At 36.5% G+C, this 15,718-nt stretch carries 18 protein-coding genes; 15 read left to right on the forward strand and 3 right to left on the reverse strand.

Features of this window, described 5'->3' with window-relative positions:
* Positions 1–4: 4 nt before the first annotated feature.
* The 5 genes from yhbY (at position 5) to ILT06_RS02845 (ending at position 2,664) form a co-directional block, all read left to right on the forward strand.
* Positions 5–307, forward strand: a complete 303-nt coding sequence (gene yhbY, locus ILT06_RS02825; RefSeq protein WP_000955225.1) for a ribosome assembly RNA-binding protein YhbY — start codon at positions 5–7, stop codon at positions 305–307.
* A 129-nt stretch (positions 308–436) separates the two neighbouring features.
* Positions 437–1,006 carry a nicotinate-nucleotide adenylyltransferase gene (nadD, locus tag ILT06_RS02830; RefSeq protein ID WP_001226041.1) on the forward strand — a complete coding sequence of 190 codons (570 nt, stop codon included), beginning with the start codon at positions 437–439 and terminating at the stop codon, positions 1,004–1,006.
* Positions 996–1,565, forward strand: a complete 570-nt coding sequence (yqeK, locus tag ILT06_RS02835) for a bis(5'-nucleosyl)-tetraphosphatase (symmetrical) YqeK (RefSeq protein WP_064474757.1) — start codon at positions 996–998, stop codon at positions 1,563–1,565. Before nadD ends, yqeK begins: the two co-directional genes overlap by 11 nt.
* Positions 1,562–1,918, forward strand: coding sequence for a ribosome silencing factor (gene rsfS / locus ILT06_RS02840; protein ID WP_000653202.1), 357 nt, complete (start codon positions 1,562–1,564; stop codon positions 1,916–1,918). Before yqeK ends, rsfS begins: the two co-directional genes overlap by 4 nt.
* Positions 1,915–2,664, forward strand: a complete 750-nt coding sequence (locus tag ILT06_RS02845; RefSeq protein ID WP_000873068.1) for a class I SAM-dependent methyltransferase — start codon at positions 1,915–1,917, stop codon at positions 2,662–2,664. The genes rsfS and ILT06_RS02845 overlap by 4 nt, the downstream gene beginning before the upstream one ends.
* Positions 2,665–2,835: 171 nt before the next feature.
* On the opposite strand, the gene comER is transcribed toward ILT06_RS02845, so the two are convergent.
* A complete protein-coding gene (comER, locus tag ILT06_RS02850; protein ID WP_064474758.1) occupies positions 2,836–3,663 on the reverse strand; it encodes a late competence protein ComER in 828 nt (275 codons plus the stop codon).
* Between the two features lie 77 nt (positions 3,664–3,740).
* Here comER and ILT06_RS02855 point away from each other — a divergent pair, with 77 nt between their 5' ends.
* From ILT06_RS02855 to ILT06_RS02865, 3 genes are all read left to right on the forward strand, one after another.
* Positions 3,741–4,340, forward strand: a complete 600-nt coding sequence (locus ILT06_RS02855; RefSeq protein ID WP_088048093.1) for a helix-hairpin-helix domain-containing protein — start codon at positions 3,741–3,743, stop codon at positions 4,338–4,340.
* A 63-nt stretch (positions 4,341–4,403) separates the two neighbouring features.
* A complete protein-coding gene (locus ILT06_RS02860) occupies positions 4,404–4,961 on the forward strand; it encodes a ComE operon protein 2 (protein WP_000439786.1) in 558 nt (185 codons plus the stop codon).
* A gap of 13 nt (positions 4,962–4,974) precedes the next feature.
* Positions 4,975–7,296, forward strand: coding sequence for a DNA internalization-related competence protein ComEC/Rec2 (locus ILT06_RS02865; protein ID WP_088048094.1), 2,322 nt, complete (start codon positions 4,975–4,977; stop codon positions 7,294–7,296).
* 29 nt (positions 7,297–7,325) lie between these two features.
* Here the strand turns inward: ILT06_RS02865 and ILT06_RS02870 are convergent, their stop codons facing one another.
* Complete coding sequence (locus ILT06_RS02870; protein WP_000997609.1) at positions 7,326–7,460, reverse strand: YqzM family protein; 135 nt, start codon at positions 7,458–7,460, stop codon at positions 7,326–7,328.
* Between the two features lie 347 nt (positions 7,461–7,807).
* Here ILT06_RS02870 and holA point away from each other — a divergent pair, with 347 nt between their 5' ends.
* Positions 7,808–8,818, forward strand: a complete 1,011-nt coding sequence (holA, locus tag ILT06_RS02875; protein WP_064474762.1) for a DNA polymerase III subunit delta — start codon at positions 7,808–7,810, stop codon at positions 8,816–8,818.
* Positions 8,819–8,899: 81 nt separating this feature from the next.
* Here the strand turns inward: holA and rpsT are convergent, their stop codons facing one another.
* Positions 8,900–9,157 carry a 30S ribosomal protein S20 gene (rpsT, locus tag ILT06_RS02880; RefSeq protein WP_001274014.1) on the reverse strand — a complete coding sequence of 86 codons (258 nt, stop codon included), beginning with the start codon at positions 9,155–9,157 and terminating at the stop codon, positions 8,900–8,902.
* Positions 9,158–9,338: 181 nt separating this feature from the next.
* Here rpsT and gpr point away from each other — a divergent pair, with 181 nt between their 5' ends.
* The 6 genes from gpr to hrcA all read left to right on the forward strand — a co-directional run bounded on the left by gpr (position 9,339) and on the right by hrcA (position 15,714).
* The gene (gene gpr, locus ILT06_RS02885) at positions 9,339–10,442 is read left to right on the forward strand and encodes a GPR endopeptidase (protein WP_064474763.1); all 1,104 of its coding nucleotides are present in this window, start codon (positions 9,339–9,341) and stop codon (positions 10,440–10,442) included.
* Positions 10,439–10,804: a YqxA family protein gene (locus ILT06_RS02890; RefSeq protein ID WP_081257180.1), complete on the forward strand. Its 366-nt coding sequence runs from the start codon at positions 10,439–10,441 to the stop codon at positions 10,802–10,804. The genes gpr and ILT06_RS02890 overlap by 4 nt, the downstream gene beginning before the upstream one ends.
* A gap of 210 nt (positions 10,805–11,014) precedes the next feature.
* Positions 11,015–12,838, forward strand: a complete 1,824-nt coding sequence (gene lepA, locus ILT06_RS02895; RefSeq protein WP_064474765.1) for an elongation factor 4 — start codon at positions 11,015–11,017, stop codon at positions 12,836–12,838.
* 160 nt (positions 12,839–12,998) lie between these two features.
* Positions 12,999–13,373 (forward strand): winged helix-turn-helix transcriptional regulator, encoded by a 375-nt coding sequence (locus tag ILT06_RS02900; RefSeq protein WP_064474766.1) that lies wholly within the window; start codon positions 12,999–13,001, stop codon positions 13,371–13,373.
* A 51-nt stretch (positions 13,374–13,424) separates the two neighbouring features.
* Positions 13,425–14,564: a radical SAM family heme chaperone HemW gene (gene hemW / locus ILT06_RS02905; protein ID WP_222654809.1), complete on the forward strand. Its 1,140-nt coding sequence runs from the start codon at positions 13,425–13,427 to the stop codon at positions 14,562–14,564.
* A gap of 133 nt (positions 14,565–14,697) precedes the next feature.
* Positions 14,698–15,714 carry a heat-inducible transcriptional repressor HrcA gene (hrcA, locus tag ILT06_RS02910; protein ID WP_064474768.1) on the forward strand — a complete coding sequence of 339 codons (1,017 nt, stop codon included), beginning with the start codon at positions 14,698–14,700 and terminating at the stop codon, positions 15,712–15,714.
* Positions 15,715–15,718: the final 4 nt, after the last annotated feature.

Below are 15,718 nucleotides of genomic sequence, written 5' to 3' on the forward strand. Positions count from 1 at the left end.
ATATATGTTAACAGGAAAACAAAAAAGATTTTTACGTGCACAAGCACATCATTTAACACCAATTTTTCAAGTAGGAAAAGGTGGAGTAAATGAAAATATGATTAAACAAATCGCAGATACTTTAGAAGTTCGTGAACTATTTAAAGTAAGTGTGCTACAAAACTGTGAATTCGATCGTCGTGAAGTTGCAGAAGAACTTGCAAAAGGCGCACGTGCTGAAATCGTTCAAGTAATTGGAAGTACAATCGTTTTATACAAAGAATCTAGAGAAAATAAACAAATTAAACTTCCGCGATCAAAAGAATAGCATATGCTATTTTTTATCGTTAGTGCGTAATGATGTAGAGAGCGAAACCAATTGAACTTTTATTAACGGTAACTCTCTTCGGATAGGAATGAAGAGAGTTACTGTAGGTAAAAGGAAGGGGCGTTTCTTTTGAGAAAAATTGGCATCATTGGCGGTACATTTGATCCGCCGCATTATGGGCATTTGCTAATTGCAAATGAAGTATATCACGCTTTAAATTTAGAAGAAGTATGGTTCTTACCGAACCAAATTCCGCCGCATAAACAAGGGCGGAATATTACAAGTGTAGAAAATCGCTTACAAATGTTAGAGCTTGCGACTGAGGCAGAGGAACATTTTTCTATTTGTTTAGAAGAGCTAAGCAGGAAGGGCCCATCTTATACGTATGACACTATGTTACAATTGACGAAGAAGTATCCGGATGTGCAGTTTCACTTTATTATTGGTGGAGATATGGTTGAGTATTTACCGAAGTGGTATAACATTGAAGCGTTACTTGATCTTGTGACGTTTGTTGGGGTTGCAAGACCTGGTTATACATTGCGTACACCTTATCCTATCACCACTGTGGAAATTCCGGAGTTTGCAGTTTCTTCATCTTTATTGCGTGAGAGATATAAAGAGAAGAGAACGTGTAAATATTTACTTCCTGAAAAAGTACAGGTGTATATCGAGAGGAATGGGTTGTATGAATCGTGAGAAAGCACTTCATATTGTCAAACAACAAATGCATGAAAAACGTTATATACACACAATAGGTGTAATGGAGACAGCAATTGAACTTGCTAAGTTATACGGTGTGGATGAAAAAAAGGCTGAAGTTGCAGCTATATTCCATGATTATGCGAAGTGTAGAGCGATTTCTGAGATGGAAGAGATTATTAAAAGTGAAGGTTTGCCGAAAGATTTACTTTGTTATAACAAAGAGTTATGGCATGCACCTGTTGGGGCATACTTAGTAGAAAAAGAAGTAGGCATTACGGATCCTGAAATCCTGCAAGCTATTACATATCATACAAGTGGTCATGAGAAAATGACGATGTTAGATAAAGTAATTTATGTAGCTGATTACATTGAGCCTGGGCGAAAATTTCCAGGGGTGGAGGAAGCTCGCAAACTAGCATATACGGATATAAATCAAGCTTTATTATTTGCGTTAAAGCGAACAATTCAATTTTTAATGGAAAAAAATCAAACGATTTATCCATTAACATTCCAAACATACAACGCAGTTATCAAGGAGGAAATTAGTAAATGAAAGATAAAGATTTATTAGTATTAGCAGCAAAAGCGGCTGATGATAAAAGAGCAGAAGATATGGTTGTCCTAAATATGCAAGGTATTTCACCAATTGCAGATTATTTCATTATTTGTCACGGTAACTCAGATAAGCAAGTGCAAGCAATTGCGCGTGAAATTAAATCAAAAGCACATGAGTTTGAAATCGACGTACAACGTATGGAAGGTTTTGACGAAGCACGCTGGGTACTAGTTGACCTTGGAGATGTAGTTGCTCATGTATTCCATAAAGATGAGCGTAATCACTATAATTTAGAGCGTCTTTGGGGCGATGTGCCACGTGAGGATATTACAGACGAGCTAGACCAATGAAATACGAACAATTTGCATTGTTGTACGACGAACTAATGAATGATGTTCCTTATGATAAATGGGTGGAATTCACAGAAGAAAGTTTACAGCAAGCGGATATGAAAGAGGCGAAGATTCTTGATGTAGCATGCGGTACTGGTAATGTAACACTTCCGCTTGTACAAAAGGGTTACGATTTAATCGGTGTCGATCTTTCAGAAGAGATGTTAACGGTCGCTCAGCAAAAACTAGGCGGAGAAGGATACTTTATTCCTTTTTACCAACAAGACATGCGAGAGCTTGATGTTCCAGGTGAGTTTGACTGTGTAACGATTTTTTGTGATTCATTAAATTATGTATTGCAAGAAGATGGAGTGCAAGAAACATTTCGAAGAGTGTTTCACCATTTACGTCAAGATGGTTTGTTTTTATTTGATGTACATTCTTTATATAAAATACATCATGTATTTCAAAATGAAACATACACAGTGAATGGAGAAGAAATATCTCTTATTTGGAATTGCTTCCCTGGTGAAGAATCAAATAGTGTAGAACATGATTTAACATTCTTTGTTCAAGACCCAGAAGAAGATGTGTACCATCGTTTTGACGAATGTCACGTGCAACGTGCATATCAGGTTGAAGAGTTAACGAAATGGCTTGAAGAAGCTGGTTTTACAGTGCTTCGTGTGACTGGTGACTTTGAGCGACTTGAAGTTACAGAACAAACAGAGCGTATTTTCTTCATGGCGAAGAAAAACGCATAAAACAAAAGCAACCGATAAGGTTGCTTTTGTTTTATAAAGAAGTTGTAATTTTAGTTCTAGCATAATAGGAAGATGATATACGTGAAGTGTGAAAATGCTAGTTTAAGTGAAAATGTAATGTAAAAAAGTAAGTATTTATAAAAAGGATTTGGAATGACGATGGCGTATTTATTATGTGTGTTTATTGAATTGTTGATCGACGCATTTTAAATCTTCATCAAATTTCTCGTGTGTCCGCTCAATTAATTTATGAAACATATCCCCAACATGTTCTTCTAAAACACGAATGCCTTCTCCTGTAACGCCGCCTTTAACACATACTTTTTCTTGTAAAGTAGGCAATGTGAAAATCTCTTTTTCAAGTAGTTTCCCCATTCCAATGACCATTTCACTTACTAAAGTAGTGGCTTCTTCATGTGTAATATTTGTTTTATCTACAGCAGCGTTAATGAAACATTGTAATAAATAACTAAAGAATGCAGGGCCGCAGCTTGCTATATCAGATGAAACGCGCGTTATATCTTCTTCTATCATAAGAGGAGTAGAAATGTTTTTGAATAGGCGAAATAGCTTTTGTTGCCACTCTTCAGAGCATTTACTTCCAAATGTAAATAGTGATGCGCCAGACAGGGCGCGGTTTGTAATGCTCGGAATGATACGTGCAATGTGGCAAGGTACAAGCGTCTCTAATTGTGACGGAGATATTGGACTTGTGATAGAAACTAAGCACTTTTCATCAGAAAAATGTTCAGCGTATTTTTGTAGGATCGGGTATATATCTATCGGCTTTACGCAAATAAAAATAAGATGTGATCGTTCGATTACCTCATCGATAGTTTTGGCTATATGAACAGAAGGGTATTTTTCCTTTATATGATATGCTTTGGCGGGCGTTCGATTAATGATTGTAAGGCACGAAGGTTTGACAGCACGGGTTTCTAAAAATGCGTCGATTAGTATATTCCCCATGTTCCCTGTCCCTATAATTCCTATGTTCAATGTTTCATCCCTCCTTCGTAACAGCTTTCTCCTAAACAATATGAATGATGTTATAAATTTATGATTAGAGGTGTAAAATGATGTGGGATTTTCCAAAGAAATGGTTAGGGTTAGTAGCTATTATTGGAACTGTACTTTTTCTTCTTTTTTGGAAAACGAACCAGCATACAGAGCGATCAGTCGTTGCAACGGATGTGCAAGCGAAAGAGATAGAGAAAAAAAGTAAACCGAAAATATCGGATATAAAGCAGCAGAAAAAAATAATTATAATTGATATGAAAGGGGCTGTTGTTAAAGAAGGGGTGTATGAAATGAAAGAAGGGGACCGGGTCAAGGATGCCATTGAAAAGGCAGGTGGTTTTTTGCCTGAGGCAGATAGGAAGAATGTAAATTTAGCACAAATGGTACAAGACCAAATGATCCTTTATGTGCCGAATAAAAATGAACAAGTACAAGAAGTAGCTGCTATTTCAAAGGGGGAGGGGAAAGTTCAAATAAATGCGGCTTCTAAAGAACAACTTGAAAAAATTACAGGCATTGGTTCTCGGAAAGCAGAAAGTATTTTGAAATATCGAGAAGAACATGGTCCTTTTCAGAAAATAGAAGATTTGTTAGAGATTGATGGGATCGGTGTGAAGTCATTGGAAAAAATAAAAGATCAAATTATTATTCCGTAAAAGATTGACGAAGTTTTTCTTCATTCGCTACACTACAAGTAGACAAAAAAGTAGGTGAAAAATATGGAACGAATTTCATGGGATCAATATTTTATGACGCAAAGCCATCTGCTATCTTTACGTAGTACATGTACAAGGCTTGCAGTAGGAGCGACAATCGTTCGTGATAAACGAATTATTGCTGGTGGATACAATGGTTCAATTAAAGGTGGCGTACATTGTATAGATGATGGATGCTACGTTATCGATAATCATTGTGTTCGTACAATTCACGCAGAAATGAATGCTTTATTACAGTGTGCAAAATTCGGTGTGAAAACGGAGGAAGCGGAAATTTATGTTACACATTTCCCTTGTTTACAATGCTGTAAGGCGATTATTCAAAGTGGTATTACAGCAGTTTATTATGCGCAGGATTATAAAAATCATCCATATGCTGTAGAGTTATTTGAAAAAGCGAATGTAACAGTGAAACACGTTCCGCTAGAATATAATATTGCAGCATTAGAGGATCAAAAGCGTCATATGGAGTTAAAAGAACTATTTGCATCTTTAGAAAAAGAAAACTTATCAATGGAAGAATTACAGCATGTATTCACGAAAGCAAAAATGATGCTATAAGGAGTGAGTATAGTTGTATGGACAATGGGGCTATGTTGCAATCTCATTTATCATAGGGATTGCAATTGCCTTTTCCACTTCAGTTGTATTGCTGACTTGTTGTCTCGTTTTGTATGTTTTCTATTGTTTATATCGTACTTCGCGTAAAACCTTCTTTTTTTGTATGTTAGCGTGTTTTAGTGGTGCTATGTACACTACTTATATTCAAGAGCAAAACAAGCCTCTAGGAGAACCTTACGAAGTTACAAGGGGGGTAATACAAAATACACCTCTTATTAACGGGGATCGCCTAACATTTCAAGTTGAAGATCAGAATAAAAATATAGTGCAGTTAAGTTACAAAATTAAATCGGCCTTGGAAAAGAAACAACTGCGACAATTACATGCAGGAGTATCATGTGTATTCGAAGGTGAGAGGAAAGAACCACCAATAGCTCGGAATTTTCATGGTTTTAATTATCGTGATTATTTGTATAAGCAAAATATTCATTTCATATTGGAGGCTACATATATTTCTGAATGCCAAAAAACTTCGTTGTCACTCGTGCAATGGATTCTTCTTTTGAGACAGCAAGCAATCTCGGGCGTTACAGAAATGTTTCCGGAGCAATCAGGTGCATTTATGAATGCATTAGTATTTGGTGATAGACAACAAATGACATTTGAAGTTGAAGAGCAATATCAGCAATTTGGTCTTGTACATTTGTTGGCGATTTCAGGATCGCATATCGTATTGTTAATGGTGATTGTGTATTTTATTTTACTAAGAAGTGGTGTGACGAGGGAGGTAGTGACAATATGTCTGATCTTTTGCATTCCTCTATATATGATTTTAGCAGGAGCGTCACCGTCTGTTATAAGAGCTTCTATAACAGGAGTTTTGATGTTGATTGCTTTCATATGTTCTATTCGTTTATCCAGCTTAGATGCTTTAAGTGTTACAGCTATATGCATGCTTATATTTGATCCGTATCTTGTTTTTAATATTGGCTTTCAGTTTTCGTTCGTTGGTAGTTTCGCTTTGCTTTTGTCAGCCCCGCTTTTACTAGATAGTAGTAATGGAGTAATTCGAAATTCCATTTATATTTCTCTTATTTCACAACTCGTTAGTACTCCGATTTTGTTATATCACTTCGGTTATTTTTCTCCATATAGTATTTTTCTTAATATCCTATACGTTCCGTTTTTATCTCTCATTGTATTGCCGTGTAGTATTATCGTTTTGGTATGTATACCGATCGTCCCGTTTCTTGCAAAAGGACTTGCGAATGTACTATCAATAGGTTTGAATTTTTCTAATGATTTTCTAAGTTATTGTGAAAGTTTACCATTTATCCGCCTTGTTTTCGGGCAAACGCCTATACTTCTTGTAGCTCTATATTGCGCGAGTATTGTTAGTATATTGATGATTTGGGAAAGGCGGGTGTCGAAGGAAATTATGTTCATAGCTTCAGGTATATTTCTTTTTGTTTGTACATGTCATTATTTATATCCGTATTTTCGAGAAAGTGGGAGTGTTACATTTCTTGATGTTGGACAGGGAGACGCAATATTAATTCGCCTCCCGTACGATAAAGAGATTTACCTCATTGATACTGGTGGCACAATGCGTGTAAATAAGGAAGAATGGCAGCGGAAAAAGCATGAATTTTCTGTTGGAAATGATATTTTAATCCCTTATTTACAAAAGGAAGGTATTAAAACCATCGATAAATTAATCGTAACGCATGGAGATGCGGATCATATAGGTGCTGCGCAAGAGTTATTATCGAATATAATTGTAAAAGAAGTTGTATTTGGCCGAAAGGAACAAGATGCGGTATTAGAAAAAGTATTAAAGAAACAGGCATTAGAAAAGGAAGTGAAAATAAGTGAAGTGGGGGAAGGAGAGAATTGGAGTGTAAATGAAGCGGAATTTTTTGTGTTAGCTCCAACAGGAAAAGCAAGAAGTGAAAATAACGCTTCAATTGTAATATGGGCAAAATTAGGAGGGTTAACGTGGCTGTTTACAGGTGATTTAGAAGAAGAAGGAGAGAAGTTTTTAATAGCTACGTATCCAGATTTACGGGCGGATGTTTTAAAGGTTGCTCATCATGGGAGTAATACGTCATCTATAGCGCCTTTTTTGAGCGCTGTACAGCCTGATGTAGCGATTATTTCTGTCGGTGAGCGTAATAGGTATGGGCATCCTCATAAGGAAGTTATAGAGCGTTTTGAGAAGATGGGAATTGAAATATGGCGTACGGATAAGCAAGGCGCTATTTCCTATGTTTTTAAAGAGGAACACGGAACCTTTCGTAGTAAAATCACATATGATGAAACACATAATAGATAAAAAAGAAGACTGCCAGTAGGCAGCAGTCTTTAAGAACCGATAAATTTAATAACAGTTGCAATGATGAAAAGTGTTGCGAAAAAACCAAATGAGACGATAAATCCTACCCCTGAATCAATAGCGTCATTGCGTTTACTTTGAACGTTTTGTTCAAAATCATTCATTTAGAATCCCTCCCCAACATTCCACTTTAGTATAAAATATTGTCAGAAAAAAATCTACAATTTCCAGTGTGAAGAGAAATCGAGCGTTTTTACTACTTTTAGATCATTAAGGAACGTGAGTTTTTTGTTTCCAAGCATGTTAACAGTTGGCACTTATACTCGAATTTTTATTGTGAATAATAAAGGGAAGGTGATTACCGCACACCAATAAGAAACCCGGGGCTTATTGCGTGGCGTTTAATATAAATAAAGGAACGGGTTATAAAGCCTGTTCCTTTGTACTTGTAAAACGAAAGCTAGGGCATTAGTATAAATATATATTGCCAAGTTAGGGAGTAGGAAAAAGTATGAGTGATATACATAAAAAGATTAAAAAGAAGCAGTTTGCTCCAGTGTATTTACTGTATGGAACGGAAGCGTTTTTTATAAATGAAACGATAAAGCTTATTACAACAGAAGCGCTTGAAGAGGAAGATCGCGAGTTTAATGTTGTGACATATGATTTAGAAGAAGCGTATTTAGAAGATGTTGTTGAGGATGCACGTACACTTCCTTTTTTTGGGGAACGTAAAGTGATAGTAATAAAATCACCACTATTTTTAACTTCACAAAAAGAAAAATTAGAGCAAAATATAAAAATTTTAGAAGAATATATTGGAGAGCCTTCTCCATTTTCTATTCTTGTTTTTGTTGCGCCTTACGAAAAACTTGATGAACGAAAAAAAATTACAAAACTATTAAAGAAAACAGCGGACGTAGTAGAAGCGAATGCGATGCAAGTGCAGGATGTTCAGAAGTGGATTGTTGCTCGTGCAGATGAAGTGCATGTGCATATAGATAATGCAGCTGTTAGTTTGTTGTTAGAGCTTGTGGGAAGTAATGTAACGATGTTGGCGAAGGAAATGGACAAGTTAACGTTATACGTCGGTATGGGCGGAGAGATTACACCGAAACTTGTTGCAGAGCTTGTGCCAAAATCGGTTGAACAAAATGTGTTTGCTTTGACAGAAAGAGTGGTAAAAAAAGATATCGCGGGTGCGATGCAAATTTTGGATGGATTATTTACGCAGCAAGAGGAACCGATTAAACTGCTTGCGTTATTAGTAAGTCAATTCCGCTTGCTCTATCAAGTGAAAGAGTTACAGCAGCGTGGTTATGGACAAAATCAAATTGCGTCTCATATTGGTGTGCATCCATATCGTGTAAAGTTAGCGATGAATCAAACGAAGTTTTTCTCTTTTGAAGAATTAAAAAAAGTGATTATAGAATTAGCGGAAGCTGATTATAGTATGAAGACTGGAAAAATGGATAAGAAACTTGTGCTTGAGTTTTTCTTAATGCGGTTAAATCATATGTGATGAAACAAAAAGTTCACGTGCTAAGCACGTGAACTTTTTGTATATAAAAAAACGATCCAAATGGATCGTTTTTTAAACGCCTTACGCGTTTACTTGTTTCGCTAAGCGAGATTTTTGACGAGCTGCAGCGTTTTGGTGGATAAGACCTTTACGAGCTGCTTTGTCAAGTTTTTTAGAAGCAGTTTTGAAAGCTTCTTTAGCATTTTCAAGATCGTTATTAGTAACTAAAGCTTCTACAGTTTTAACAGCAGAACGCATGTCAGACTTGATAGAAGCGTTATGTGAACGACGCTCTTCGCTAAGTTTAGCGCGTTTGATAGCAGATTTGATGTTTGCCATACTTTTCACCTCCCTGGTGCAATCGAATGACTCGATTCTTAACATAGAACAAGTGATATTCTATCAAACGGTGAAGAGAATTGCAATAGTATATCAATGAAATTTCACGTAAAGGAAAGAATGACCTTATATAACTTTGGGAAATCTAACGATATTTACTATGAATTACGGAGGAGATACGATGAAAGAACCATTAGATTTAAGTAAATATAGTGTTAGAACTGACCTTGCTGTAGAGGCACATCAAATGCTGCAAGAGAGTCAAGAAGAGCAAAAAGGGATACAAGGAGTTATTGTAAAAGAGAGGGAAGAAGAAGGTATTACGATTACAAAAGTAACGATTGATGAAGTTGCCTCTGAATCGATGGGTAAAAAACCTGGGAGTTATTTAACGCTTGAAGTACAAGGTATACGTCAACAAGATACGGAACTGCAACAAAAAGTAGAGCGCATTTTTGCAAAGGAATTTTCTTATTTCTTAGAAGAGGTTGGCGTTACGAAAGAAGCGAGTTGTTTAATTGTTGGTCTTGGGAATTGGAATGTAACGCCAGATGCGCTTGGACCGATCGTTGTAGAAAATGTATTGGTAACGAGACATTTGTTTCAATTGCAGCCTGAAAGTGTAGAAGAAGGGTTTAGGCCTGTTAGTGCCATTCGGCCGGGGGTAATGGGAATTACAGGAATCGAAACGAGCGATGTCATTTATGGAATCATTGAGAAGACGAAGCCGGACTTTGTCATTGCAATTGATGCATTAGCTGCCCGCTCTATTGAACGAGTAAATAGTACGATACAAATTTCTGATACGGGAATTCATCCCGGATCAGGTGTTGGGAATAAGCGTAAGGAACTCAGTAAAGAAACATTGGGTATTCCTGTTATCGCGATTGGTGTTCCGACTGTGGTTGATGCCGTTTCGATTACAAGTGATACAATTGATTTTATTTTGAAACATTTTGGACGGGAGATGAAAGAAGGAAACAAACCTTCCCGTTCTCTGTTACCAGCTGGTTTTACATTTGGAGAAAAGAAAAAATTAACAGAAGAAGATATGCCGGATGATAAGAGTCGGAATATGTTTTTAGGTGCTGTAGGTACATTGGAAGATGAAGAGAAGAGAAAATTAATTTATGAAGTGTTATCTCCTCTTGGCCATAATTTAATGGTGACTCCGAAAGAAGTGGATGCTTTCATAGAGGATATGGCAAATGTAATAGCGAGTGGTTTAAATGCAGCCTTGCATCATCAAATTGACCAAGATAATACAGGAGCGTATACACATTGATGGGAAGAGACGATAATCGTTTAAGCCATTTTTCGCTATTATGTATATGTAGTGCGGCCTTATGTTTACTTATGATAATAGCAGGGGTGGCACTTGCTAATCATGGTTTAAAAAGTATGAAAGGTTATCAGCAAATGTCGTATGAACAAATAGCTCATATGACAGGGACAGAGGGTGCGGGTGCTGAATCAGCAATTTTGGGAAGTTCGTTTTCCGTTACTGAAAAACAAAAACAATTAGAAAGCTTAAAAAGCTTTAATGTTGTAGAAGGAATTGGTATGGCAATAGCAAGTGCTACTTATGAAGTAACAAAGTTTGGAACGGATATAGTTGTTGGGAAAGTGAAAGAGATTTTTAGTTAAGGGTAGCAGGAGGAACGGTTGTCTTACCATTTTGTACGACAGCCGTTTTTTAATTTGAAAAAGGTTTGTCTCTTATGGTTTGTTCGCATAAGATATAGATAGAATGATTTGTATTGTAAGCAGCACGAGTTTTCATTGAATCTTTGCTGCTCTATTGATATAATCAGTGCTAGTGTATATTGGCGAGACTATTAGGAGTTGAGAACATAGATGAACAAAGAAGAAAGAGCAAAAAGACAGTCTAAAATCCGTAATTTCTCTATCATTGCTCATATTGACCACGGAAAATCAACGTTAGCAGACCGTATTTTAGAGAAAACAAACGCGTTAACACAACGTGAAATGAAAGCTCAATTGCTTGACTCTATGGATTTAGAGCGTGAGCGTGGTATTACAATTAAATTAAATGCAGTACAATTAACGTATAAAGCAAAAGACGGTGAAGAGTATATTCTTCACCTAATTGATACACCAGGACACGTCGACTTTACGTACGAAGTATCTCGTAGTTTAGCGGCTTGTGAAGGTGCAATTCTTGTAGTGGATGCAGCGCAAGGTATTGAGGCGCAAACATTAGCGAATGTATATTTAGCGCTTGATAATAATTTAGAAATATTACCAGTTATTAATAAAATCGACTTACCAAGTGCAGACCCAGAACGTGTACGTCAAGAGGTAGAAGATGTAATTGGTTTAGATGCATCAGAAGCTGTACTTGCTTCAGCGAAAGCTGGTATTGGTATTGAAGATATTTTAGAACAAATCGTTGAAAAAGTACCAGCACCAACAGGTGATTCTGAAGAACCGTTACAATGTATGATTTTCGATTCTTTATATGATCCGTACCGCGGTGTAATTGCATATATCCGTGTTGTAAATGGAACGGTAAAAGTTGGCGATAAAGTACGTATGATGGCAACTGGAAAAGAATTTGAAGTAACAGAAGTAGGTGTGTTTACACCGAAAACAACGCAACGTGACGAGTTAACAGTAGGTGATGTAGGGTTCTTAGCGGCATCTATTAAAAACGTAGGTGATACACGCGTAGGTGATACAATTACACATGCAAAACGTCCGGCTACAGAGGCGTTAGCGGGTTATCGTAAATTAAACCCAATGGTATTCTGTGGTTTATATCCAATCGATTCTGCACGTTACAACGACTTACGTGATGCGTTAGAAAAATTAGAGTTAAACGATTCTGCTCTTGAGTTTGAACCAGAAACATCTCAAGCGCTAGGATTTGGTTTCCGTTGTGGTTTCTTAGGACTTCTTCACATGGAAATCATTCAAGAACGTATTGAACGTGAATTTAAAATTGATTTAATTACAACAGCGCCAAGCGTTATTTATAAAGTTTATTTAACAAGCGGTGAAGATGTTATTGTTGATAACCCATCTAATATGCCGGATCCACAGTCTATCGATCGTGTAGAAGAGCCGTTTGTGAAGGCGTCAATTATGGTTCCGAATGACTATGTGGGAGCTGTAATGGAAATTTGCCAAGGTAAACGTGGAACGTTTATTGATATGCAATATTTAGATGAAACACGTGTTACACTAACATACGAAATTCCTTTATCAGAGATCGTATATGACTTCTTCGATCAGTTGAAATCAAATACGAAAGGATATGCATCGTTTGACTACGAGTTAATCGGTTATAAACCGTCGAAACTTGTGAAGATGGATATTCTTTTAAATAATGAACAAGTCGATGCTCTATCATTTATCGTACACCGTGATTCAGCGTATGACCGTGGTAAAGTAATCGTAGAGAAGTTAAAAGAATTAATTCCAAGACAACAGTTCGAAGTACCAATTCAGGCGACTATCGGAAACAAGGTTGTAGCACGTTCTACAATTAAGGCGATGCGTAAAAACGTACTTGCGAAATGTTACGGTGGTGACATTTCTCGTAAGCGTAAACTTCTTGATAAGCAAAAAGAAGGTAAAAAACGTATGAAGTCTGTTGGTTCTGTAGAAGTACCGCAAGAAGCATTCATGGCTGTACTGAAAATGGATGATAACTAATAATTAATTGTTATTTCGTACGAATTGAGATAAAAAGAGAAGTCGTTTATACGGCTTCTTTTTTATGTATAATTACTTTTTAGACAACGTAGCTTCTCTCATTTACAATAGTGAGGTGGCTATATTTATGAATGATTGATATAGAGTTAGGAGACTATTAATGTCCGAAAATATTCGAAAAGATATTCACGAGAAAATAAAAAATGGCAATTTTAATTGTGAAAAGGAATTGACGCTTTCTATTATTAGCGGGAAGTGGAAAGTTGTGATACTGTGGCATCTTGGTGTGGAAGGGCCTCATCGTTTTAGTGAATTGCAACGATTATTCCCAAGCATTTCTCATAAAGTTTTGTCGAACCAATTAAAAGAGTTAATGGAAGATGGGATTGTTGACCGAACAGTATACCCAGAAGTTCCTCCGCGAGTAGAGTATTATATGACGGAATTAGGCATGTCGCTTTTACCGATCGTTGAAATGATGTATGATTGGGGAAAAATGCGAATGGAACAAATTCGTAATACGTTAGAGAAGTGAAGATTCCTCCGGAGTGCGGAGGTTTTCTTTTTAGAAAGGTAGGAGTTATATTTGGTGCAAGCTGCATATATTCATATTCCATTTTGTCAGCATATTTGTCACTATTGTGATTTTAATAAAGTGTTTATTGAACGCCAACCGGTCGATCAATATTTAGAGTATTTAGAGAAAGAAATAATAAATACAGTTCAAAAAGTACCGTTTGATAGTATGAAAACGATTTTTGTTGGTGGAGGAACTCCGACAGCGTTAAATATGGAACAGACAAAAAAGTTACTAGATATTATAAACCGTCGCTTACGTCCGTTTGCTCCAAATTGTGAATTAACATTTGAAGCGAATCCAGGTGATTTACCGAAAGAGAAGTTAAATGTATTGCTAGAAGGTGGAGTGAACCGAATTAGTTTTGGCGTGCAAACATTTCGGGATGATTTGCTTGAGAAAATTGGGCGTAAGCATACGAGGGAAGATGCATTTGTAGCAATTAGAGAAGCGCAGGAAGTGGGCTTTGAAAATATAAATGTAGATATTATTTATGCTCTGCCAGGGCAGACGATAGAAGATGTAAAAGAAACATTAGACATTGCTTTTACGCTTGGTGTACAACATTTCTCGGCATATTCATTAATTGTGGAACCGAAAACTGTGTTTTATAACTTAATGAATAAAGGGAAATTAAGACTCCCAGGTGAAGATCATGAAGCGAAAATGTATGAAATGGTAATGGATGAAATGGAGAAACACGGCTATACCCAGTATGAAATTAGCAATTTCTCAAAAGGTGATAATGAAAGTAGACACAATCTCACATACTGGAATAATGAGGAGTATTATGGATTTGGAGCTGGAGCGCATAGTTATGTAAATGGAGAACGTATCCAAAATGTAGGGCCGCTCAAGCAATATTTCAATAAAATCGATGAAACTGGATTTCCGTATTTAGATGTTCACGCGGTGACGGAGAAAGAAAGAATGGAAGAAGAGTTGTTCTTAGGCCTTCGAAAAACAAAAGGTGTATCTAAAGTAGCGTTTCAAATGAAATTTAATATGGAGATGGATCAAGTTTTCGCGAAGCAGTTGCAAAAAAATCAAGAACAAGGATTGCTTGAAGAGAAAGATGGATATGTTCGTTTAACGCGAAAAGGAAAATTATTAGGGAATGAAGTATTCCAATCGTTTTTGATTGACTAATTAAATGTTCCATAAACGTGAAAAAGTTTCATTATTTCGTGACGTTTCCGTTGACAATTGAATGTCAATTTTGGTAAGTTATTAATAGATTTAGCACTCGAAGACAAAGAGTGCTAACAGAGGTGATGATGAGATGCTTACGGAACGTCAGCTCTTAATTTTACAAACAATTATTGATGACTTTATTGGATCAGCGCAACCTGTTGGGTCGAGGACGTTGGCTAAGAAAGATGAAATTACGTTTAGTTCAGCTACTATTCGAAATGAAATGGCTGATTTAGAGGAACTAGGGTTTATTGAGAAAACGCATAGTTCTTCAGGACGTGTTCCTTCTGAAAAAGGATATCGTTTTTATGTAGACCATCTTTTAGCGCCGCAAAACTTACCGAACGATGAAATTGTACAAATTAAAGATTTATTTGCTGAAAGAATTTTTGAAGCGGAAAAGATTGCACAGCAATCGGCTCAAATTTTATCAGAGCTTACGAATTATACGGCCATTGTTCTTGGACCGAAGTTAAGCACAAATAAACTTAAAAACGTACAAATTGTACCGCTTGATCGTCAGACTGCAGTCGCTATTATTGTAACGGATACAGGGCATGTACAAAGCAAAACGATTACCGTTCCGGAATCTGTTGATTTATCAGATTTAGAAAAAATGGTTAATATTTTAAATGAAAAGCTATCGGGTGTACCAATGGTAGAACTGCATAACAAAATCTTTAAAGAGATTGTTACAGTTTTACGTGGATATGTTCATAATTACGATAGTGCAATAAAAATGTTAGATGGTACATTTCAAGTTCCTTTATCGGAAAAGATATACTTTGGAGGTAAAGCAAATATGCTTTCGCAACCAGAGTTCCATGACATTCACAAAGTAAGATCCTTGTTGACGATGATTGATAATGAAGCTGAGTTTTATGACATTTTGCGTCATAAACAAGTAGGTATTCAAGTGAACATTGGTAGGGAAAACTCTGCGACAGCCATGGAAGATTGTAGTTTAATTTCTGCAACATATTCGATTGGAGAAGAACAGCTTGGAACAATTGCTATTTTAGGTCCGACAAGAATGCAATACTCTCGGGTAATTAGTTTGTTACAGTTATTTACGAGACAATTTACTGATGGGCTTAAAAAGTAAATGA

The sequence above is a fragment of the Bacillus sp. 17RED48 genome (assembly GCF_019837545.1).
In the GTDB taxonomy this organism is placed as follows: Bacteria; Bacillota; Bacilli; order Bacillales; family Bacillaceae_G; genus Bacillus_A; species Bacillus_A wiedmannii.